Annotated in this window: 24 protein-coding genes; all 24 read right to left on the bottom strand. The window is 63.0% G+C overall.

Features of this window, described 5'->3' with window-relative positions:
* Window positions 1–25: 25 nt before the first annotated feature.
* On the bottom strand, window positions 26–385 hold the full coding sequence (gene rplR, locus SriyCCGPB3_RS03875; RefSeq protein WP_024957318.1) for a 50S ribosomal protein L18: 360 nt from the start codon (window positions 383–385) through the stop codon (window positions 26–28).
* A gap of 80 nt (window positions 386–465) precedes the next feature.
* A complete protein-coding gene (gene rplF, locus SriyCCGPB3_RS03870; RefSeq protein ID WP_110711152.1) occupies window positions 466–990 on the bottom strand; it encodes a 50S ribosomal protein L6 in 525 nt (174 codons plus the stop codon).
* Window positions 991–1,008: 18 nt separating this feature from the next.
* The gene (gene rpsH / locus SriyCCGPB3_RS03865) at window positions 1,009–1,407 is read right to left on the bottom strand and encodes a 30S ribosomal protein S8 (protein WP_005408210.1); all 399 of its coding nucleotides are present in this window, start codon (window positions 1,405–1,407) and stop codon (window positions 1,009–1,011) included.
* 258 nt (window positions 1,408–1,665) lie between these two features.
* On the bottom strand, window positions 1,666–1,971 hold the full coding sequence (rpsN, locus tag SriyCCGPB3_RS03860; protein ID WP_350259883.1) for a 30S ribosomal protein S14: 306 nt from the start codon (window positions 1,969–1,971) through the stop codon (window positions 1,666–1,668).
* An 18-nt stretch (window positions 1,972–1,989) separates the two neighbouring features.
* The gene (gene rplE / locus SriyCCGPB3_RS03855) at window positions 1,990–2,532 is read right to left on the bottom strand and encodes a 50S ribosomal protein L5 (protein WP_004154491.1); all 543 of its coding nucleotides are present in this window, start codon (window positions 2,530–2,532) and stop codon (window positions 1,990–1,992) included.
* 11 nt (window positions 2,533–2,543) lie between these two features.
* Window positions 2,544–2,861, bottom strand: coding sequence for a 50S ribosomal protein L24 (rplX, locus tag SriyCCGPB3_RS03850; protein WP_004154490.1), 318 nt, complete (start codon window positions 2,859–2,861; stop codon window positions 2,544–2,546).
* A 16-nt stretch (window positions 2,862–2,877) separates the two neighbouring features.
* Window positions 2,878–3,246: a 50S ribosomal protein L14 gene (gene rplN / locus SriyCCGPB3_RS03845; RefSeq protein WP_004145357.1), complete on the bottom strand. Its 369-nt coding sequence runs from the start codon at window positions 3,244–3,246 to the stop codon at window positions 2,878–2,880.
* A gap of 11 nt (window positions 3,247–3,257) precedes the next feature.
* Window positions 3,258–3,527 carry a 30S ribosomal protein S17 gene (rpsQ, locus tag SriyCCGPB3_RS03840; protein WP_004154489.1) on the bottom strand — a complete coding sequence of 90 codons (270 nt, stop codon included), beginning with the start codon at window positions 3,525–3,527 and terminating at the stop codon, window positions 3,258–3,260.
* A gap of 11 nt (window positions 3,528–3,538) precedes the next feature.
* Window positions 3,539–3,724, bottom strand: a complete 186-nt coding sequence (gene rpmC / locus SriyCCGPB3_RS03835) for a 50S ribosomal protein L29 (protein WP_004154487.1) — start codon at window positions 3,722–3,724, stop codon at window positions 3,539–3,541.
* Entirely contained in the window at window positions 3,724–4,137 is a 414-nt protein-coding gene (gene rplP / locus SriyCCGPB3_RS03830; RefSeq protein WP_004154486.1) for a 50S ribosomal protein L16, read from the bottom strand. Before rplP ends, rpmC begins: the two co-directional genes overlap by 1 nt.
* 5 nt (window positions 4,138–4,142) lie before the next feature.
* Entirely contained in the window at window positions 4,143–4,877 is a 735-nt protein-coding gene (gene rpsC, locus SriyCCGPB3_RS03825; protein WP_004145350.1) for a 30S ribosomal protein S3, read from the bottom strand.
* A gap of 18 nt (window positions 4,878–4,895) precedes the next feature.
* The gene (gene rplV / locus SriyCCGPB3_RS03820) at window positions 4,896–5,231 is read right to left on the bottom strand and encodes a 50S ribosomal protein L22 (protein ID WP_004145348.1); all 336 of its coding nucleotides are present in this window, start codon (window positions 5,229–5,231) and stop codon (window positions 4,896–4,898) included.
* 12 nt (window positions 5,232–5,243) lie between these two features.
* Window positions 5,244–5,513 (bottom strand): 30S ribosomal protein S19, encoded by a 270-nt coding sequence (rpsS, locus tag SriyCCGPB3_RS03815; protein WP_004154485.1) that lies wholly within the window; start codon window positions 5,511–5,513, stop codon window positions 5,244–5,246.
* A 6-nt stretch (window positions 5,514–5,519) separates the two neighbouring features.
* Window positions 5,520–6,347, bottom strand: a complete 828-nt coding sequence (gene rplB / locus SriyCCGPB3_RS03810; protein ID WP_004145339.1) for a 50S ribosomal protein L2 — start codon at window positions 6,345–6,347, stop codon at window positions 5,520–5,522.
* Window positions 6,348–6,357: 10 nt separating this feature from the next.
* Window positions 6,358–6,657, bottom strand: coding sequence for a 50S ribosomal protein L23 (rplW, locus tag SriyCCGPB3_RS03805; protein WP_004145338.1), 300 nt, complete (start codon window positions 6,655–6,657; stop codon window positions 6,358–6,360).
* Window positions 6,654–7,259, bottom strand: a complete 606-nt coding sequence (rplD, locus tag SriyCCGPB3_RS03800) for a 50S ribosomal protein L4 (RefSeq protein WP_004145337.1) — start codon at window positions 7,257–7,259, stop codon at window positions 6,654–6,656. Before rplD ends, rplW begins: the two co-directional genes overlap by 4 nt.
* Window positions 7,260–7,271: 12 nt before the next feature.
* The gene (gene rplC / locus SriyCCGPB3_RS03795) at window positions 7,272–7,922 is read right to left on the bottom strand and encodes a 50S ribosomal protein L3 (RefSeq protein ID WP_004145336.1); all 651 of its coding nucleotides are present in this window, start codon (window positions 7,920–7,922) and stop codon (window positions 7,272–7,274) included.
* Between the two features lie 11 nt (window positions 7,923–7,933).
* Window positions 7,934–8,245, bottom strand: a complete 312-nt coding sequence (rpsJ, locus tag SriyCCGPB3_RS03790) for a 30S ribosomal protein S10 (RefSeq protein WP_005408208.1) — start codon at window positions 8,243–8,245, stop codon at window positions 7,934–7,936.
* Window positions 8,246–8,577: 332 nt separating this feature from the next.
* Entirely contained in the window at window positions 8,578–9,768 is a 1,191-nt protein-coding gene (tuf, locus tag SriyCCGPB3_RS03785) for an elongation factor Tu (protein ID WP_049463838.1), read from the bottom strand.
* A 52-nt stretch (window positions 9,769–9,820) separates the two neighbouring features.
* Entirely contained in the window at window positions 9,821–11,962 is a 2,142-nt protein-coding gene (fusA, locus tag SriyCCGPB3_RS03780) for an elongation factor G (protein ID WP_088024548.1), read from the bottom strand.
* A 141-nt stretch (window positions 11,963–12,103) separates the two neighbouring features.
* Complete coding sequence (gene rpsG, locus SriyCCGPB3_RS03775) at window positions 12,104–12,577, bottom strand: 30S ribosomal protein S7 (protein WP_004145321.1); 474 nt, start codon at window positions 12,575–12,577, stop codon at window positions 12,104–12,106.
* A 12-nt stretch (window positions 12,578–12,589) separates the two neighbouring features.
* Window positions 12,590–12,964 (bottom strand): 30S ribosomal protein S12, encoded by a 375-nt coding sequence (gene rpsL, locus SriyCCGPB3_RS03770; protein ID WP_004145320.1) that lies wholly within the window; start codon window positions 12,962–12,964, stop codon window positions 12,590–12,592.
* 283 nt (window positions 12,965–13,247) lie between these two features.
* The gene (rpoC, locus tag SriyCCGPB3_RS03765; RefSeq protein WP_049446767.1) at window positions 13,248–17,471 is read right to left on the bottom strand and encodes a DNA-directed RNA polymerase subunit beta'; all 4,224 of its coding nucleotides are present in this window, start codon (window positions 17,469–17,471) and stop codon (window positions 13,248–13,250) included.
* 89 nt (window positions 17,472–17,560) lie between these two features.
* Entirely contained in the window at window positions 17,561–21,715 is a 4,155-nt protein-coding gene (gene rpoB, locus SriyCCGPB3_RS03760; RefSeq protein WP_153857070.1) for a DNA-directed RNA polymerase subunit beta, read from the bottom strand.
* Between the last annotated feature and the right edge of the window lie 251 nt (window positions 21,716–21,966).

Below are 21,966 nucleotides of genomic sequence, written 5' to 3'. Positions count from 1 at the left end.
ACCACAGGTCCCCTGCCCTTACCCCTTAGAACTGCAGGCCGGCTTCGCGGGCGGCTTCTGCCAGGGCCTTGATGCGGCCGTGGTAGCGGTAGCCCGAACGATCGAAGGCAACCTTCTCGACGCCGGCGGCCTTGGCGCGCTCAGCGACGATACGGCCGACCTTGGCGGCGGCGTCGGCGTTCTTGCCGTTCTTCAGACCTTCCATGACGTCGGTCTGGGTGGTGTTGGCAGCAGCCAGCACCTTGGAACCGTCGGCGGTGAAGACCTGGGCGTACAGGTGCTGGCCGGTGCGCAGCACCGACAGGCGGGCAACGCCGAGCTCACGGATGTGGGCGCGGGTCGACTTGGCGCGACGCAGGCGGGCGATGTTCTTGTTCATTTTGATTATTCCTTGAAAGCTGAAGGTTGGGCTTTTCCCTGAGGAGTCCGCACACGGATGTGCGGGCTCTTGCGAGGGACTCGCACTTACGCCTTCTTGGCTTCCTTACGGATGATGACTTCGTCGGAGTACTTCACGCCCTTGCCCTTGTACGGCTCCGGCTTGCGGAACGCACGGATCTTGGCGGCAACTTCACCGACGACCTGCTTGTCAGCGCCCTGGACCAGGATCTCGGTCTGGGTCGGGGTCGACAGGGTGATGCCTTCCGGCGCCACGAACACGACCGGGTGCGAGAAGCCCAGCGACAGGCTCAGGTCCTTGCCCTGCATGGCAGCGCGGTAACCCACGCCGACCAGCTCCAGCTTGCGCTCGAAGCCTTCGGACACGCCCTTGACCATGTTGGCCAGGATCGCACGCACGGTACCGGTCAGTGCGACCAGCTCGGCGTTCTCGGTGCTCAGGGTGGCAACGCCGTTGTCGACGTTGATGGCAATACCGGCCGGCTTGGCCAGCGACAGGGAGCCCTTCGGGCCCTTGGCGGTGACGCTGTCCGACTGGACGTTCAGTTCAACCTTACCCAGGTCGATCGGCTTCTTGGCTACGCGGGACATAGTTCTACTCCTTTCGCCTTAGGCCACGAAGCACAGGACTTCGCCGCCGACGCCCAGCTGGCGCGCCTGCGCATCAGTCATGATGCCCTTGGAGGTGGAAATGATGGAGATACCCAGGCCGTTCATGACCTTCGGCAGCTCGCTCTTGCCGCGGTACTGGCGCAGGCCCGAACGCGAGAAGCGCTTCAGGGTCGCGATGACCGGCTTGCCTTCGAAATACTTCAGCACGATTTCCAGCTCGGACTTGTTGTTTTCCAGCTGGGTCACGCGCAGGTCGGTGATGTAACCCTCGTCCTTCAGGACCTGGGCGATCGCAACCTTGATCTTGGACGACGGGGCTTTCACCGTCTGCTTGCCAACCGCGGCCGCATTCTTGATGCGGACCAGCAGGTCGGCGATGGGATCAGTCATGCTCATATGAGTACCTTTGAGTGCACCGATATCCGCTTTCGCGAAAATCTGTTGTCTCCTGGAAACGGGCCAGGCCCCTTGATGCAGCGGGCCCGGGGCCCACTCCTACAACCCCGTTTGCACAGGGCAAGACGCGGGAGTATACGCCAAAAGAGCCCGGCTTGCGCCGGGCTCTTCGGTTTTTTTGCATCGGGAAGGCTGAATGCCTCCCCTGCCCGGTTCAGGACCCCCCGAAGGGGCTCCTGATCGCAGGACCGGCTGGGATTACCAGCTGGCCTTGCGCAGACCCGGGACGTCGCCACGCATGGTGGCTTCGCGCAGCTTGTTACGGCCCAGGCCGAACTTGCTGTAGACGCCACGCGGACGACCCGACAGCTCGCAACGGTTGCGCTGGCGGCTCGGCGACGAATCGCGCGGCAGCTTGGCCAGCCTGGTTGCGGCGTCGATCTTCTCTTCGTAGGTCGCGTCCACGGAGGACACGATCTTCTTCAGAGCCGCACGCTTTTCAGCGTACTTCTTTGCCAGCTTTTCCCGCTTGATGTCGCGGTTGACCATGGAGGTCTTTGCCATTTCGGTTTCCTCGACAGATCAGTTACGGAACGGGAACTTGAACGCTGCCAGCAGCGCCTTCGCTTCCGCGTCGGTCTTCGCAGTGGTGGTGATGGCGATATCCATACCGCGGATCGCGTCGACGGCGTCGAAGTCGATTTCCGGGAAGATGATCTGCTCCTTCACACCCATGTTGAAGTTGCCGCGGCCGTCGAAGGAACGACCGGAAACACCACGGAAGTCGCGCACGCGCGGCAGCGAGATGTTGATCAGGCGATCCAGGAACTCGTACATCTTGTGGCGACGCAGCGTGGTCTTGCAGCCGATCGGCCAACCATCGCGGATCTTGAACGACGCAACCGACACACGCGACTTGGTGACAACCGGCTTCTGGCCGGAAATCTTGGTCATGTCGCCGACGGCGTTTTCCAGGATCTTCTTGTTGGTGGCCGCTTCGCCGACACCCATGTTCAGGGTGACCTTGACCAGCTTCGGCACTTCCATCGGATTGGTGTAGCCGAACTGCTTCATCAGCGCCGGCACCACTTCGTCCTTGTAGAACTTTTCGAGACGGGAACTCATCTTCTCATTCCTCAGGCGTCGAGCGCCTCACCGCTGGAGCGGAACACACGCAGTTTGCGTCCATCCTCCAGCACCTTGAAGCCAACGCGTTCGCCCTTGCCCGAAGCCGGGTTCAGAACATTCACGTTGGAGATATGGATCGAAGCTTCGCGCTCGACCACGCCGCCGGCAACACCTGCCTGCGGGTTCGGCTTGGTGTGGCGCTTGACGATGTTCACGTTGGCGACGACCACACGGTCGCCGTCGACGCGGACGACTTCGCCCTGCTTGCCCTTGTCCTTGCCAGCGTTGACGACAACCTGGTCGCCCTTCTTGATACGGTTAGCCATGATTATCTCCTGTCGCTCACAGCACTTCGGGAGCGAGCGAGACGATCTTCATGAACTTCTCCGAACGAAGTTCACGGGTCACCGGCCCGAAGATACGGGTACCGATCGGCTCCTGCTTGCTGTTCAGCAGAACGGCAGCGTTGCCGTCGAAGCGGATCAGCGAACCATCGGCGCGACGCACACCCTTGCGGGTACGCACCACGACGGCGTCATACACTTCACCCTTCTTGACCTTGCCGCGCGGAATCGCATCCTTCACGGTGACCTTGATGATGTCGCCGATGCCGGCGTAACGGCGCTTGGAACCACCCAGCACCTTGAAGCACATCACCTGCTTGGCACCCGAATTGTCCGCGACGTCAAGGTAGCTCTGCATCTGGATCATGATTCAGCTCCTTATTCAGCCGCGCGCGTGATGACTTCCACCACGCGCCAGTTCTTGGTCTTGGACATCGGAGCAATCTCGGTCACGCGGACGACATCGCCTTCCTTGCAGGCGTTGTCGGCATCGTGGGCGTGCAGCTTCGTCGAGCGCTTGATGTACTTGCCGTACAGCGCGTGCTTGACCTGACGCTCAACCAGGACGGTAACCGTCTTGTCCATCTTGTTGCTGACGACACGGCCTTCGACCGTGCGCAGCGTCTTCTTTTCAGTATTGTCGCTCATAGCGGCCATCCTTACTTCGTGCTGCCGAGCAGGGTCTTGACGCGAGCAATCTCGCGACGGACCCGGCGAATGTCGTGGGTCTTCGGCAGCTGGCCGGTGACCTGCTGCATACGGACAGAGAACTGTTCCTTACGCAGGTCGATCAGGTGGGCCTTGAGTTCGTCAGCCGACTTTTCACGGAGAGTTTTGATATCCATCAGCGCACCGTACGGGTCACGAAAGTGGTGGTGACCGAGAGCTTGGCGGCGGCCAGGCGGAACGCCTCGCGAGCCACTTCCTCGGAAACACCCTCGATTTCATAGATCATGCGGCCGGGCTGGATCTGGGCCACCCAGTATTCCACGTTGCCCTTACCAGAACCCATTCGGACTTCGATGGGCTTCTTGGTGATGGGCTTGTCGGGGAACACGCGGATCCACATCTTGCCACCGCGCTTGACGTAGCGGCTGATCGAGCGGCGGGCCGCTTCGATCTGACGCGCGGTCAGCTGACCGTGTGCGGTTGCCTTCAGGCCGTATTCGCCGAAGCTGACAGCGTTGGCGCTCCAGCTCAGGCCATCGTTACGGCCCTTGTGTACCTTGCGGTACTTGGTTCGCTTGGGTTGCAACATTGTCGTTACCTCGCTTCACGGGCCGGGCGCTGACGGTCACCGCGATCGCCGCGATCGTGACGATCGTTGCGCGACGGGGTGTCGTCCTGCTTTTCCTGGCCAACCTGGGAGAAATCGAAGACCTCGCCCTTGTAGATCCAGACCTTGATGCCGATGATGCCGTAGGTCGTCTTGGCCTCAGCGAAGCCATAGTCGATGTCGGCACGCAGGGTGTGCAGCGGCACGCGGCCTTCGCGGTACCACTCCGAACGGGCGATTTCTGCACCGTTGAGGCGGCCACCCACGTTGACCTTGATACCCAGGGCACCCAGACGCATCGCGTTGCCGACCGAGCGCTTCATTGCACGGCGGAACATGATGCGACGCTCCAGCTGCTGGGCGATCGACTCGGCAACGAGCTGCGCGTCCAGTTCCGGCTTGCGCACTTCGGTGACGTTGATGTGCGCCGGGACGCCCATCATCTCGCTCACTTCCTTGCGCAGCTTCTCGATGTCCTCACCGCGCTTGCCGATCACCACGCCCGGACGGGCGGTGTGGATCGTCACGCGAGCGGTCTTGGCCGGACGCTCGATCAGGATCTTGCTGATGCCGGCCTGAGCCAGCTTCTTGCGCAGCATTTCGCGCACTTTCAGGTCGGCTGCCAGGTAACCAGCGAACTCGGCCTTGTTGGCGTACCACTTGGAGTTCCAGTCCTTGGAAATGCCGAGGCGGATACCAATCGGATGAACTTTATGACCCATGGTCTTTTCCTTATCCGCTTACTTGGCGGCGCCCACAACCACAGTGATGTGGCTGGTGCGCTTGAGGATGCGGGTACCGCGGCCTTTCGCCCGCGCCATGAAACGCTTCAGGGTCGGACCTTCATCAACCATGATGGTCTGAACCTTCAGCTCGTCGACGTCGGCGCCCTGGTTGTTCTCGGCGTTGGCAATTGCCGACTCCACCACCTTCTTGATCAGGTGGGCAGCCTTCTTGTCCGAGAACTTCAGCAGGTTGACCGCACGCTCGGCCGGCAGACCGCGCACCTGGTCAGCGACCAGACGAGCCTTCTGCGGGGAGATGCGCGCAGTGCGCAGGATGGCTTTCGCTTCCATTGTCATCTCTCCTTACTTGCCCGACTTCTTGTCACCACCGTGACCCTTGAAGGTCCGGGTGATGGCAAATTCGCCGAGCTTGTGGCCGACCATGTTCTCGTTGACGAGAACCGGGATGTGGTTCTTGCCGTTATGCACGGCAATGGTGACGCCTACCATGTCAGGCAGGATCATCGAACGGCGCGACCAGGTCTTGATCGGCTTCTTGCTGCCCGCAGCGGCCTCCACCTTCTTGACGAGGTGGTGATCGACGAACGGGCCCTTCTTGAGTGAACGTGCCATGGTCGATTAGCCCCTACGATCGCGGACGATGAACTGCTGAGTGCGCTTGTTATGGCGCGTCTTGTAACCCTTGGTCGGGACACCCCACGGGGTGACCGGATGCGGGTTACCCTGGCCGGCCTTGGCCTCACCACCACCGTGCGGGTGGTCAACCGGGTTCATGGCAGCACCACGAACGGTCGGGCGGACGCCGCGCCAACGCTTGGCACCGGCCTTGCCCAGCTTTTCCAGGCTGTGCTCGTCGTTGCCGACTTCGCCGATGGTGGCGCAGCACTCGACCGGAACCTTACGCATTTCACCCGAGCGCAGGCGCAGGGTGGCGTAGATGCCTTCGCGAGCCACCAGCTGCACGGCCGCACCAGCGGCGCGAGCGATCTGAGCGCCCTTGCCCGGCTTCAGTTCGATGCAGTGGATGGTGGTGCCGACCGGGATGTTGCGCAGCGGCAGGGTGTTGCCGGCCTTGATCGGGGCATCCGAACCAGCGATCACCTGATCACCAGCCTTCAGGCCCTTCGGGGCGATGATGTAGCGACGCTCACCGTCGACGTAGCACAGCAGAGCGATGTGCGCGGTGCGGTTCGGATCGTATTCGATGCGTTCCACGCGCGCCGGGATGCCCAGCTTGTTGCGCTTGAAGTCGATGATGCGGTAGTGCTGCTTGGCACCACCACCGACGTGACGCACGGTGATGCGGCCATGGTGGTTACGACCACCCGAGCGGCTCTGCGACTCGACCAGCGCAGCGTGCGGAGCACCCTTGTGCAGGTCGGGAGTGACCACGCGCACGGCCGAACGGCGGCCGGGGGAAGTGGGCTTGAATTTCATCAATGGCATGGGATGTACCTCAGGCCTTGGCCGTTACATCGATCGACTGGCCATCGGCCAGGCGAACGTACGCCTTGCGCCAATCGCCGCGGCGGCCAGCACGGTTACGGAAGGACTTGTTCTTGCCCTTGACGTTGACCACGTTGACGGCTTCGACCTTGACGTCGAACAGCTGCTCAACCGCGGCCTTTACATCGGCCTTGGTGGCTTCGTTCGAAACTTCGAAGACATACTGGTTGGAGAGTTCCTGCAGGCGCGCGGTCTTTTCGGAGACACGCGGGGCACGCAGCACGCTGAAGATTTTTTCGTTGCTGTTCATGCCAGCCACTCCTCGACCTTCTTGACCGCGTCAGCGGTGATGACGACCGTGTCGGCACCCACCAGCGAGACCGGATCCAGACCCTGGACGTCACGCACCTGCACGTACGGCAGATTGCGGGCGGACAGGTACAGGTGCTCGGACGCTTCTTCGGTGACGATCAGCGGGCGCTTGCCCACTTCCAGGCCGGCCAGCTTGGCGATCAGACCCTTCGTGTTGGTCACTTCAACGTCGAAGGACTCCACGATGGTCAGACGGCCCTGACGGTTCAGCTCGGACAGGATCGCGCACATGGCGGCACGGTACTGCTTACGATTGACCTTCTGCTCGAAGCTGCGCGGCTTGGCCGCGAAGGTGACACCGCCGCCGACGAAGATCGGAGCCGTCAGTGCGCCATGACGCGCGCCGCCGCCCTTCTGCTTCTTCGACTTCTTGGTGGTACCAGCCACTTCGGAGCGAGTCTTCTGTGCCTTGGTGCCGGCGCGACCGGCGTTGCGGTAGGCAACGACGACCTGGTGGACCAGATCTTCGCTGAAATCGCGACCGAACACGGCGTCGGAGACCGAGACCTTGTTGTTGCTACCCGTGATAACGAGTTCCATCGTCATCTCTCCTTATGCCTTGCTCGCCGGACGGACGATCACGTCGCCACCCGCCGCGCCCGGAACGGCGCCGCGAACGGCGATCAGACCGCGCTCGACGTCGACCTTGACCACTTCCAGGTTCTGGGTGCTCTGCTGCACCGCGCCCATGTGGCCCGACATCTTCTTGCCCGGGAAAACGCGACCCGGGGTCTGGCGCTGACCCAGCGAACCCGGCGCGCGATGCGACAGCGAGTTACCGTGGGTTGCATCGCCCATACGGAAGTTGTGGCGCTTGATGGTGCCCTGGAAGCCCTTACCCTTGGTGACACCCTGGACGTCGACGATCTGGCCGACTTCGAAGATGTCCGCCTTGACTTCGCCGCCAACGGCGAAATCGCCGAGCTGCGCGTCTTCAACGCGGAATTCCCACAGGCCACGACCCGCTTCCACCTTCGCCTTGGCGAAGTGGCCGGCTTCCGGCTTGTTGACCAGGGCAGCGCGACGCGCGCCGACGGTCACCTGCACGGCGCTGTAGCCGTCGGTTTCGACGGTCTTGATCTGCGCGATGCGGTTCGGGGTTGCTTCGATCAGGGTCACCGGGATGGAGCGGCCATCTTCAGTGAACACGCGGCTCATGCCGGCCTTGCGGCCCACGAAGCCCAACGAATACTTCTTCGTCATGGTCGTAGTCCTCAGGTCAGCTTGATCTGAACGTCGACGCCGGCAGCCAGTTCGAGCTTCATCAGCGCGTCCACGGTCTTGTCATTCGGGTCAACGATATCGAGCACGCGCTTGTGCGTGCGGGTCTCGTACTGGTCACGCGCGTCCTTGTCGACGTGCGGGGAAACGAGAACGGTGTAACGCTCGATCTTGGTCGGCAGCGGGATCGGGCCACGCACTTGCGCGCCGGTCCGCTTTGCCGTTTCAACGATCTCGCTGGCCGAACGGTCGATCAGACGATGATCGAACGCTTTCAGCCGGATCCGGATCTTTTGGTCCGCCATGGCGGTAGGTTCCTTCGTTAAAAGAGCGACAGACAAAGCCTCTGGGTTGCTTTGCCCCATGAAATTCCTGAATACGGACGGCCCGCACTCCTGCAGGCCGCCAAGGTCAGTCCATAGACCTCAAAAACGTAGGCAGACCAGTTACCCGGCCTGCCCAGACGTAGAAGCATAATGGCACGCAAGGCAGCTGTCAACAGTCGCCTGTTGACGCCGCCTGAGTGGCATTGACCCTTCCTGGTCCGGGGAACACAAGGCACATCCTGTGCCTGCTTTCCCATTTGATACGCCCCGATGCCCTACCCAGGCAACATCGGGGCGCAGATACTACCAGATTACTCGATGATCTTCGAGACCACGCCGGCGCCGACGGTACGGCCGCCTTCGCGGATGGCGAAGCGCAGGCCTTCGTCCATTGCCACCGGGTTGATCAGGGTGACGACCATCTTGACGTTGTCACCCGGCATCACCATTTCGACGCCTTCCGGCAGAGCAGCTGCGCCGGTGATGTCGGTGGTGCGGAAGTAGAACTGCGGACGGTAGCCGTTGAAGAACGGGGTGTGGCGGCCGCCCTCGTCCTTCGACAGGACGTAGACTTCGCCTTCGAACTTGGTGTGCGGCTTGATCGAACCCGGCTTGGCCAGGACCTGGCCACGCTCGACGTCGTCACGCTTGGTGCCGCGCAGCAGCAGGCCAGCGTTGTCGCCTGCCTGACCCTGGTCCAGCAGCTTGCGGAACATTTCAACGCCGGTCACGGTGGTCTTCTGCACCGGACGGATGCCGACGATTTCGATTTCGTCGCCAACCTTGATCACGCCGCGCTCGATACGACCGGTCACCACGGTGCCGCGGCCCGAGATCGAGAACACGTCTTCCACCGGCATCAGGAACGGCTTGTCGATCGCGCGCTCCGGCTCCGGAATCCAGCTGTCCAGGGCATCGACCAGCTTCAGGATGGCCGGCACGCCGATGTCGCTCTGGTCGCCTTCCAGCGCCAGACGGGCCGAACCGGCGATGATCGGGGTGTCGTCGCCCGGGAAGTCGTACTTGCTCAGCAGCTCGCGCACTTCCATCTCGACCAGCTCGAGCAGCTCGGCGTCGTCAACCATGTCGGCCTTGTTCAGGAACACGACGATGTACGGCACGCCGACCTGGCGCGACAGCAGGATGTGCTCGCGGGTCTGCGGCATCGGGCCGTCAGCGGCCGAGCACACCAGGATCGCGCCGTCCATCTGGGCGGCACCGGTGATCATGTTCTTGACGTAGTCAGCGTGGCCCGGGCAATCGACGTGGGCGTAGTGACGGATCGGGGATTCGTATTCGACGTGCGCGGTCGAGATCGTGATACCGCGTGCCTTTTCTTCCGGCGCGGCGTCGATCGAGGAGTAGTCCTTGAACTCGCCACCGAAGCGCTCGGCACCGATCTTGGTCAGTGCAGCGGTCAGCGTGGTCTTGCCGTGGTCGACGTGACCGATGGTGCCGACGTTGACGTGCGGCTTGGTGCGCTCGAACTTACCCTTTGCCATTGTTCTATACCTTGATTGTTCGTAAGTGGTTTCAAGAGAGGCTGAGCGAAGCTCAGCCCTTCTTCATGACGGCTTCGGCGATGTTGGTCGGAGCCGGCTCGTAGTGATCGAATTCCATGGTGAAGGTGGCGCGGCCCTGGGTCTGCGAACGCAGCGCAGTGGCGTAGCCGAACATTTCACCCAGCGGGATCATCGCGTTGATGATGCTGGCCGAACCGTCACCGGTGGTGTCGGAACCCTGCAGCACGCCGCGACGACGGCTGACGTCGCCCATCACGTCACCCTGGTAATCCTCCGGGGTCACGATCTCGACCTTCATGATCGGCTCCAGCAGCACTGGCTTGGCCTTGGCGAAGCCCTGCTTGAAGGCCATCGACGAAGCCAGCTTGAACGCCATTTCCGAGGAGTCGACGTCGTGGTACGAACCGAACACCAGCTTCACCTTGACGTCCACGACCGGGAAGCCAGCCAGCGGACCGCTGGTGATGGTTTCGCGCAGGCCCTTTTCAACCGACGGGATGAATTCCTTCGGGATCACGCCGCCGGTGATGTCGTTGATGAACAGGAAGTCGTCCTTGATGGCCGGAGCCAGCTTCGGATCGGCACGGTCGGCAGCGGTGATCGGCGACAGTTCGATCACGACGTGACCGTACTGACCCTTACCACCGGACTGCTTGGCGTGCTTGTAGTCCGACTTGACGTCGGCCAGGGTGATGGTTTCGCGGTAGGCCACCTGCGGCGCGCCGACGTTGGCTTCAACGTTGAACTCGCGCTTCAGGCGGTCGACGATGATGTCCAGGTGCAGCTCGCCCATGCCCGAGATGATGGTCTGGCCGGATTCTTCGTCGGTCTTGACGCGGAACGACGGATCTTCCTGCGCCAGACGGCCCAGGGCCAGACCCATCTTTTCCTGGTCCGACTTGGTCTTCGGCTCGACGGCCATCGAGATCACCGGCTCCGGGAACGTCATGCGCTCCAGGATGATCGGGGCGTCCACGGCGCACAGGGTGTCACCGGTGGTGGTGTCCTTCAGGCCCACGGCAGCGGCGATGTCACCGGCCAGAACTTCCTTGATTTCCTCGCGGTTGTTCGAGTGCATCTGCAGGATGCGGCCGATGCGCTCCTTCTTGCCCTTCACCGAGTTCAGCACGGTGTCGCCGCCGTTCAGGGTGCCCGAGTAGACACGGAAGAAGGTCAGCGCGCCGACGAACGGGTCGGTGATGATCTTGAAGGCCAGCGACGAGAACGGAGCCTTGTCGTCCGACTTGCGGGTCATTTCGACGGTGTCGTCGTCAACGTCCACGCCCTTCACGTCCGGCACGTCGACCGGCGACGGCAGCAGCTGGATCACGCCGTCCAGCATGGCCTGCACGCCCTTGTTCTTGAAGGCCGAGCCGCAGTACATCGGCACGATCTCGGTGGCCAGGGTGCGGGTACGCAGCGCGTTGATGATTTCAGCCTCGGCCAGCTCTTCGCCGCCCAGGTACTTTTCCATCAGCTCTTCGCTGGCTTCGGCAGCGGTCTCGACCATGAACTGGCGAGCCTCTTCAGCCGGGCCCTGCAGGTCGGCCGGGATGTCACCGTATTCGAACTTCATGCCCTGCGAAGCCTCATCCCAATGGATGGCCTTCATCTTCAGCAGGTCGACGACGCCCTTGAAGTTGTCTTCAGCGCCGATCGGCAGCTGCATCGGCACGGCAACCGCGCCCAGCTTGGCCTTCAGCTGGCCGACGACCTTCTGGAAGTTGGCACCGGTGCGGTCCATCTTGTTGACGAACGCGATGCGCGGCACGTGGTACTTGTTGGCCTGGCGCCACACGGTTTCCGACTGCGGCTGCACGCCACCGACGGCGCACAGGACGAAGACGGCACCGTCGAGCACGCGCAGCGAGCGCTCCACTTCGATGGTGAAGTCGACGTGCCCGGGGGTGTCGATGATGTTGAAGCGGTGCTCCGGCAGGGACTTGTCCATGCCCTTCCAGAACGCGGTGGTGGCAGCGGACTGGATCGTGATGCCACGCTCCTGCTCCTGCTCCATCCAGTCCATGGTGGCGGCGCCGTCATGCACTTCACCGATCTTGTGGCTCTTGCCGGTGTAGAACAGGATGCGCTCGGACGTGGTGGTCTTGCCGGCATCGATGTGAGCCATGATGCCGAAGTTACGGTAACGCTCGATGGGAGTGGAACGGGCCACGGGAGCCTCTCAGATTTCTTGGATTTCGGATGGCCGAACGCCGCCTTTCGGCGGCCTTCGGATTGGCGCAGTCCTTCTGGGACCGCGAGGCAGCACGCACCTAGGTGGTGCTGCCCTGCCTGTTTTACAAGGCCGTCAAACTCACCAGCGGTAGTGGGCGAATGCCTTGTTGGCTTCGGCCATGCGGTGGGTTTCTTCGCGCTTCTTGATGGCGCCGCCACGGTTTTCCGAGGCGTCGATCAGTTCAGCAGCCAGCTTCTTCGGCATGGTGTTCTCACCACGCTTGCGCGCGGAGTCGATCAGCCAGCGCATGGCCAGGGCCATCTTGCGCGACGAACGCACTTCGACCGGCACCTGGTAGGTGGCACCACCGACGCGGCGCGACTTGACTTCGACCGCCGGAGCGACGTTGTCCAGAGCCTTCTGCACCAGTTCAATGGCGTTGGCGCTGCTGTTCTTCTCGGTGATCACGTCCATGGCGCCGTACACGATCTTTTCGGCGACGGACTTCTTGCCGCTCTGCATGACCATGTTGATGAAGCGGGCGATGGTTTCGCTTCCGTGCTTCGGATCGGGCAGGACGGAACGCTGCGGAGTATTACCCTTACGCGACATAGTGCTCTCTCCTTATGCCTTCGGACGCTTGGCGCCGTACTTGGAACGGGCCTGGCGACGCTTGGCAACGCCGGCGGCGTCGAGCGAGCCACGAACGGTGTGGTAACGCACACCCGGCAGGTCCTTGACGCGACCGCCGCGGATCAGGACCACGGAGTGCTCCTGCAGGTTGTGGCCTTCACCACCGATGTAGGAAATCACTTCTTCCTGGTTGGTCAGGCGGACCTTGGCAACCTTGCGCAGAGCCGAGTTCGGCTTCTTCGGAGTGGTGGTGTAGACACGGGTGCAGACGCCACGGCGCTGCGGGCACTTGTCGAGCGCCGGCGAGGCACTCTTGTAGGTGGTCGCTTGCCGCGGCTTGCGGACCAGCTGGTTGATCGTCGCCATCAGTAGGTTCTTCTGATTGGTGGCCGGAAATCCGGCCAGAGATGCGGAAATGTTAAAGCAGGCCAAAATTCTGGCCTGCTGAGACAGACGATTGTAGCAACCTGCCAGGAAAGCAGTCAAACGCCTCCTGTCAAGCCCGTTCCTGATCCCGGAACGTTACTGGGGGGCCTCCATGTACCCCGTTCAGGTTGGCCGGGTCGATCGCGGACGATCTCCCCTGCCCTTTCCCAATCCCATCGATGGACCGATGGGGTGGTCCGGCCTTGCGGCCGGACCGGATACCTCATTCTTCGCCCGAGGCCTGTTCAGCTTCGGCTTCAACCACCGGTGCCTCGACCGCAGCCGGAGTACCGGCCAGGGTCTGCATTTCCGACTCGGTGAGGCCGGAAGCGCCGCGACGGCGGTTGCTGTGGTACGCCAGGCCGGTACCGGCCGGAATCAGGCGACCCACGATGACGTTTTCCTTCAGGCCACGCAGGTTGTCCGAGGTGCCGCGGACGGCCGCTTCGGTCAGCACGCGGGTGGTTTCCTGGAACGACGCGGCCGAGATGAACGATTCGGTCGCCAGCGAGGCCTTGGTGATACCCAGCAGGACCGGATCGAAGTGCGCCGGCAGCTCGTTGCGGGTCGACAGGCGCGCATTCTCCTCGATAACGCGCTGGCGCTCCACCTGCTCGCCGTTCAGGAACTTGCTGCTGCCCTGGTCGGTGATCTCGACCTTGCGCAGCATCTGGCGGGTGATCACCTCGATGTGCTTGTCGTTGATCTTCACGCCCTGCAGGCGGTACACGTCCTGGATTTCCTTCACCAGGTAGGCCGCCAGCGGTTCGACACCCAGCAGGCGCAGGATGTCCTGCGGGCTCGGCTCGCCGTCCACGATGGTTTCACCCTTGGTGACATGCTCGCCTTCGAACACGATGACCTGGCGGTACTTCGGGATCAGCTCTTCGTGCTCCGAACCATCGGTGTCCTTGATGATCAGGCGCTGCTTGCCCTTGGTGTCCTTGCCGAAGCTGATGATGCCCGAACGCTCGGCCAGCACCGCCGGATCCTTCGGCTTGCGCGCTTCGAACAGATCGGCCACGCGCGGCAGACCACCGGTGATGTCGCGGGTCTTCGACGCTTCCTGCGGGATCTTGGCGACCACGTCGCCCACGCCCACCGGGGCGCCGTCCTGCAGGTTGACGATCGAGCGCGGCGGCAGCAGGTACTGCGCCGGCAGGTCGGTGCCCGGGATCGACAGGTCGTTGCCCTTGGCGTCGACGATGCGCACGATCGGGCGCAGGTCCTTGGCCTGGGTACCACGACGCTTCGGATCGGTGATTTCGCGCGAAGCAAGGCCGGTCAGCTCGTCGGTCTTCTCGATGACGGTGATGCCGTCGACGAAGTCGATGAAGCGGATGAAGCCGGCCACTTCCGACACGATCGGGTGGTTGTGCGGATCCCAGTTGGCCACGGTCTGGCCAGCCTTGATCGCATCACCGTCCTTGGACGTGATGGTCGCACCGTACGGCAGCTTGTAACGCTCACGCTCACGGCCGTGGGCATCGAGCACCGAGATTTCGCCCGAGCGCGACACTGCCACCAGCGAGCCGTTGGCGTGCTCGACCGACTTGAGGTTGCTGAACTTGACCGAGCCGGTGGTCTTGACGGTGATGTTGTCGACCGCAGCAGCTCGCGACGCCGCACCACCGATGTGGAACGTACGCATGGTCAGCTGGGTACCCGGCTCACCGATGGACTGGGCGGCGATGACGCCGACCGCTTCACCGATGTTGACCAGGTGGCCACGGGCCAGATCGCGGCCGTAGCAGCGCGAGCAGACGCCGAAGGCCGATTCGCAGGAGATGGTCGAGCGGACCTTGATGGTCTGCACGCCGGCATCTTCCAGCTTGGCGACCCAGGCTTCGTCCAGCAGGGTGTTGCGGGTGACGATCGGATCCTCGTCGTTGCCCGGCAGGAACACGTCCTCGGCAACCACGCGACCCAGCACGCGGTCCTTCAGCGGCTCGACCACGTCGCCGCCTTCCACGATCGGGGTCATGATCAGGCCTTCGGTGGTACCGCAATCCACCTCGGTGATCACCACGTCCTGCGCGACGTCGACCAGACGACGGGTCAGGTAACCCGAGTTCGCGGTCTTCAGCGCGGTATCGGCCAGACCCTTACGGGCACCGTGGGTGGAGTTGAAGTACTCCTGCACGTTCAGGCCTTCGCGGAAGTTCGCCTTGATGGGCGTCTCGATGATCGAGCCGTCCGGGCGGGCCATCAGGCCGCGCATGCCGGCCAGCTGACGGATCTGCGCCTGCGAACCACGCGCACCGGAGTCGGCCATGATGTACAGCGAGTTCATCGACTTCTGGTCGATGGTCTCACCCTTGGCATTGACGACCTTCTCGGTACCGATGGTGTCCATCATCGCCTTGGCGATGCGCTCGTTGGTGCGCGACCAGATGTCGACCACCTTGTTGTAGCGCTCGCCGGCGGTGACCAGACCCGACTGGTACTGCTCCTGGATTTCCAGCACTTCGGCTTCGGCCTCGGTGAGGATGCCCTTCTTCTCGTCCGGGATCAGCATGTCGTCGATGCCGATCGAGACGCCGGCGCGGGTCGCGTAGGCGAAGCCGGTGTACATCAGCTTGTCGGCGAACACGACCGTGTCCTTCAGACCCAGCTGGCGGTAGCTGGAGTTGATCAGGCGGCTGATGTTCTTCTTGGTCAGCTCGGTGTTGGCCAGCGCGAACGGCAGGCCTTCCGGCAGGATTTCAGCCAGCAGGGCGCGACCGATCGTGGTGTCCACGATCGAGGTCTTGTTCTGCTTCACACCGTCTTCGTCGGTCACCACCTCGGTGATGCGGACCTTGACGCGCGCGTGCAGTTCCACCACGCGGTTGTCGTAGGCACGCTTCACTTCGGCGATGTTGGCGAAGGCCATGCCCTCGCCCTTCTTGTTTTCCAGCGAGCGGGTCATGTAGTACAGACCCAGCACGACGTCCTGCGACGGCACGATGATCGGCTCGCCGTTGGCCGGCGACAGGATGTTGTTGGTCGACATCATCAGCGCACGCGCTTCCAGCTGGGCTTCCAGCGAGAGCGGCACGTGGACGGCCATCTGGTCACCGTCGAAGTCGGCGTTGAACGCGGTGCAGACCAGCGGGTGCAGCTGGATGGCCTTGCCTTCGATCAGCACCGGCTCGAACGCCTGGATGCCCAGACGGTGCAGGGTCGGCGCACGGTTCAGCATCACCGGATGCTCGCGGATGACCTCTTCCAGGATGTCCCAGACTTCGGCTTCTTCGCGCTCGACCAGCTTCTTGGCGGCCTTGATGGTGGTGGCCAGGCCACGACGCTGCAGCTTGGCGAAGACGAACGGCTTGAACAGCTCAAGCGCCATCTTCTTCGGCAGGCCGCACTGGTGCAGGCGCAGGTACGGACCGACCACGATGACCGAACGGCCCGAGTAGTCGACGCGCTTGCCCAGCAGGTTCTGGCGGAAGCGGCCCTGCTTGCCCTTGATCATGTCGGCCAGCGACTTCAGCGGGCGCTTGTTGGTGCCGGTGATGGCACGGCCACGACGGCCGTTGTCCAGCAGCGCATCGACCGATTCCTGCAGCATGCGCTTTTCATTGCGCACGATGATGTCCGGCGCGCTCAGTTCGAGCAGGCGGCGCAGGCGGTTGTTACGGTTGATGACGCGGCGGTACAGGTCGTTCAGGTCGGAGGTCGCGAAGCGGCCGCCATCCAGCGGAACCAGCGGACGCAGGTCCGGCGGCAGCACCGGCAGCACGGTCATGACCATCCACTCCGGACGGTTGCCCGACTCCAGGAAGGCTTCGATCAGCTTGATGCGCTTGGTGAGGCGCTTGAGCTTGGTTTCCGAACCGGTAGCGGCGATTTCCTCGCGAAGGCGGGTCATTTCCGACTGCAGGTCGATCGTGCGCAGCAGTTCGTACACGGCCTCGGCGCCCATCGCGGCGTCGAAGTCGTCACCGTGCTCCTGGCGGGCCTGCAGGTACTGTTCTTCGGTCAGCAGCTGGCGGCGCTCCAGGGCGGTCAGGCCCGGCTCGGTCACCACATAGGCTTCGAAGTACAGCACGCGCTCGATGTCGCGCAGGGTCATGTCCAGCATCAGGCCGATGCGCGACGGCAGCGACTTCAGGAACCAGATGTGCGCGACCGGCGAAGCCAGGTCGATATGGCCCATGCGCTCGCGACGCACCTTGGCCAGGGTCACTTCGGTGCCGCACTTTTCGCAGACCACGCCGCGGTGCTTCATGCGCTTGTACTTGCCGCACAGGCACTCGTAGTCCTTCACCGGGCCGAAGATGGCGGCGCAGAACAGGCCGTCGCGTTCCGGCTTGAAGGTACGGTAGTTGATGGTTTCCGGCTTCTTCACTTCGCCGAAGGACCACGAACGGATCAGGTCCGGCGAGGCCAGCGCGATCTTGATCGCGTCGAAGTCCAGCGTCTGGCGCTGCTGGTTGAAGAGGTTGAGCAGGTCTTTCATGGTGTTCTCCAGAAGGAGGAATGCTGTGTCGATGGGCTTTCAGTTGACTGCCAGCGGCGCGGCGGCAGAGGCCGCCGCGCCGGCATGGATCAGTTGTCTTCCAGTTCCATGTTGATGGCCAGCGAGCGGATTTCCTTCACGAGCACGTTGAAGGATTCCGGCATGCCCGCGACCATCTCGTGCTCACCGTCGACGATGTTCTTGTACATCTGGTTGCGGCCCTGCACGTCATCGGACTTCACCGTCAGCATTTCCTGCAGGGTGTAGGCCGCGCCGTAGGCTTCCAGCGCCCAGACTTCCATTTCACCGAAGCGCTGGCCGCCGAACTGCGCCTTGCCGCCCAGCGGCTGCTGGGTGACGAGCGAGTACGGACCGGTCGAACGGGCGTGCATCTTGTCGTCGACCAGGTGGTTCAGCTTCAGGTAGTGCATGTAACCCACGGTGGTGTGGCGATCGAACGCTTCACCGGTGCGGCCGTCGTACAGCTGGGTCTGGCCACTGCTCGGCAGGTCGGCCAGTTCCAGCATGCGCTTGATTTCCGCTTCGGTGGCGCCGTCGAACACCGGGGTGGCCATCGGCACGCCGTCGGTGAGGTTACGGGCCAGGCGCAGCAGTTCCTCGTCGCTGAACTGCGACAGGTCGACACGGTTGGCCACGTTGGTGTCGTCGTGGTTGTAGATGTCGTCCAGGAACTTGCGCAGGTCGGCAACCGCCGCCTGGGCTTCCATCATCGCCTGGATCTTGCGGCCCAGGCCCTTGGCCGCCCAGCCCAGGTGCACTTCCAGGATCTGGCCGATGTTCATACGCGACGGCACGCCCAGCGGGTTCAGCACGATGTCCACGGTTTCGCCCGAGGCCATGTACGGCATGTCCTCGACCGGCACCACGTTGGAAACCACACCCTTGTTGCCGTGGCGGCCTGCCATCTTGTCGCCCGGCTGGATGCGGCGCTTCACGGCCAGGAACACCTTGACCATCTTCAGCACGCCCGGGGCGAGGTCGTCACCGGCGGTGATCTTGCCGCGCTTGTCGGCGAAGCGACGCTCGAATTCCTTCTCGTGCGCCTGGATCTGCTTCTGCGCGCGCTCGATGGCTTCCGAAGCGTCCTCGTCCTTCATGCGCAGGGCGAACCAGTCAGCCTTCCTCAGGCCGTCCAGGAAGGCGTCGGTGATCACGTCACCCTTCTTCAGGCCAGCGCCACCGTTGACCACCTTGCCCACGATCTGCGAACGCAGACGCATGTAGATGGCGGCTTCCAGGATGCGGAACTGGTCGTCGAAGTCCTTCTTGACGCGCTTGATTTCAGACTCTTCGATCTGGCGGGCGCGCTTGTCCTTCTCGATGCCGTCGCGGGTGAAGACCTGCACGTCGATGACGGTGCCGTCCATGCCCGGCGGAACGCGCAGCGAGCTGTCCTTCACGTCCGAAGCCTTCTCGCCGAAGATCGCGCGCAGCAGCTTCTCTTCCGGGGTCAGCTGGCTTTCGCCCTTCGGGGTGACCTTGCCGACCATGATGTCGCCGGCGCGGACTTCCGCACCGATGTACACCACGCCGCTCTCGTCCAGGCGGTTCAGCGCCTGCTCGGAGACGTTCGGGATGTCGGCCGAGATTTCCTCCGGCCCCAGCTTGGTGTCACGCGCGACGCAGGTCAGCTCTTCGATGTGGATCGTGGTGTAACGATCCTCTTCCACCACACGCTCGGAGAGCAGGATGGAGTCTTCGAAGTTGTAGCCGTTCCACGGCATGAACGCGATCAGCATGTTCTGGCCCAGGGCCAGTTCGCCGATGTCGGTGGACGGACCGTCGGCCAGCACGTCGCCGCGGGCGATGACGTCACCCACCTGGACCAGCGGACGCTGGTTGATGCAGGTGTTCTGGTTCGAACGGGTGTACTTGACCAGGTTGTAGATGTCCACGCCTGCGTCGGTGGCGCCAACGATCTCTTCCTCGTTGACCTTGACCACGATGCGGGCCGCGTCGATCTGCACGATCTCGCCACCACGACGGGCGTTCACGGTCACACCGGAGTCACGCGCCACGGCGCGCTCGATGCCGGTACCGACCAGCGGCTTCTGCGCACGCAGGGTCGGCACGGCCTGACGCTGCATGTTGGCGCCCATCAGTGCGCGGTTGGCGTCATCGTGCTCCAGGAACGGAACCAGCGCGGCCGCGATCGACACGGTCTGCATCGGCGAGACGTCCATGAAGTGGACTTCCGCCGGCGGCTTCAGCAGCGATTCGCCCTGGAAGCGGCACGGAACGAACTGCTCGGTCAGGGTGCCCTTGGCGTCGGTCAGCGCGTTGGCCTGCGCAATGACGTACTCGTTTTCTTCGATCGCCGACAGGAACTCGACTTCGTCATAGACCTTGCCGTCCACGACCTTGCGGTACGGAGTCTCGAGGAAACCATACTGGTTGGTGCGGGCGTACACGGCCAGCGAATTGATCAGGCCGATGTTCGGGCCTTCCGGGGTTTCGATGGTGCAGACGCGGCCGTAATGGGTCGGGTGCACGTCGCGCACTTCGAAGCCGGCGCGCTCACGGGTCAGACCGCCCGGGCCCAGGGCCGAGACGCGACGCTTGTGGGTCACTTCCGACAGCGGGTTGTTCTGGTCCATGAACTGCGACAGCTGCGAGGAGCCGAAGAACTCCTTGATGGCAGCGGCGACCGGCTTGGCGTTGATCAGCTCCTGCGGGGTCAGGCCTTCCGACTCGGCCATCGACAGGCGCTCCTTGACCGCGCGCTCGACGCGGACCAGGCCCACGCGGAACACGTTCTCGGCCATTTCGCCGACCGAACGCACGCGACGGTTGCCCAGGTGATCGATGTCATCGACCACGCCGCGACCGTTGCGGATCTCGGTCAGGACCTTGATCACGTCCAGGATGTCGGAGCTGTCGCCATGGGCGGCAACCAGGCGCTTGGACTCTTCGTCGTTGCGCTCACCGTAGTACTTGCGGTCGTACAGCACGGCTTCGCCGGTGGTTTCCTTGCGGCCCACGCGACGGTTGAACTTCATGCGGCCGACCGCGGACAGGTCGTAGCGCTCGAAGGTGAAGAACAGGTTGTGGAACAGGTTCTGCGCGGCGTCCTTGGTCGGCGGCTCGCCCGGACGCATCATGCGGTAGATCTCGACCAGGGCTTCCAGCTGGGTCTTGGTCGGGTCGATGCGCAGGGTGTTGGACAGGTACGGGCCACGATCCAGATCGTTCACCCACAGGGTGCCCACGGCATCCACACCGGCCTTGCGGAAGGCCTGCAGCTGCTCGTCGGTGATCTCGTCATTGGCCTGGGCCAGCAGTTCGCCGGTCGAAGCATCGACCACGTCGTGCGACAGGATGCGGCCGACGATGTAGTCGTCCGGCACGGCCAGGGCGGCGATGCCCGAGGCTTCCAGCTGCTTGATGTGGCGCGCGGTGATGCGCTTGCCGGCTTCCACGATGACCTTGTCGCCGTCGGCGAGGTCGAAGCCCAGGGTTTCGCCACGCAGGCGCTCCGGCACCAGCTCCAGCTGGACGCCTTCATCCGGGTTGATGTGGAAGGTGTTGATCTCGAAGAACTCGGCCAGCATCTCTTCGTTGCTGTAGCCGAGCGCGCGCAGCAGGATCGACACCGGCAGCTTGCGGCGACGGTCGATACGGGTGAACAGCGCATCCTTCGGGTCGAACTCGAAGTCCAGCCAGGAACCGCGGTAAGGAATGATGCGGGCGCTGTACAGCAGCTTGCCCGAGCTGTGGGTCTTGCCACGGTCGTGATCGAAGAACACGCCCGGCGAGCGGTGCAGCTGCGAGACGATGACGCGCTCGGTGCCGTTGACGATGAAGGTGCCGTTCTCGGTCATCAGCGGGATTTCGCCCAGATAGACCTCCTGCTCCTTCACGTACTTGATGGCCTTGGTCGACGACTCACGGTCGTAGATCACCAGGCGCACGGTCACGCGCAGCGGGGCGCCGTAGCTCATGCCACGCTGGCGGCACTCACGCTCGTCGAAGACCGGTTCGCCCAGCTTGTAGCCGACGTATTCCAGGGCAGCGTTGCCGCTGTAGCTGGCGATCGGGAAGACCGACTTCAGCGCAGCGTGCAGGCCGTGGTCCGTGCGCTTGGCCGGATCGACGTTTTCCTGCAGGAATTCACGATAGGAATCCACCTGGATGGCGAGCAGGAACGGCACTTCGAGAATCGAGCGCTGCTTGCCGAAATCCTTGCGGATACGCTTTTTTTCGGTGAACGAATAGGACGTCATGAGGTCTTCCACCTTGTTGTGCGGATCGTGCGCCCACGATCCGAAGGGAACTTGAAATTGTCAGTTGGAAGTCGCTGGTATTGCCGGCACCAGCACGCCTTCTCCCGCTACTTCCAACTGCCAACTCGTCTGCATCCACTCCCCCGCTGCCGCGCTCTGCGCTGGCCTGCCGGGGTCTGACCGCAGCCCGTGTTGGGCTTTTTGCCGCTCGTTACATCCACGCGTGGCGTGGATCTACAACCTTGCAACAA

This window comes from Stenotrophomonas riyadhensis (genome assembly GCF_040256885.1).
Lineage (GTDB): Bacteria > Pseudomonadota > Gammaproteobacteria > Xanthomonadales > Xanthomonadaceae > Stenotrophomonas > Stenotrophomonas riyadhensis.
The sequence above is the reverse complement of the archived record's forward strand: the minus strand, read 5'-3'. Positions and strand labels throughout refer to the sequence as shown.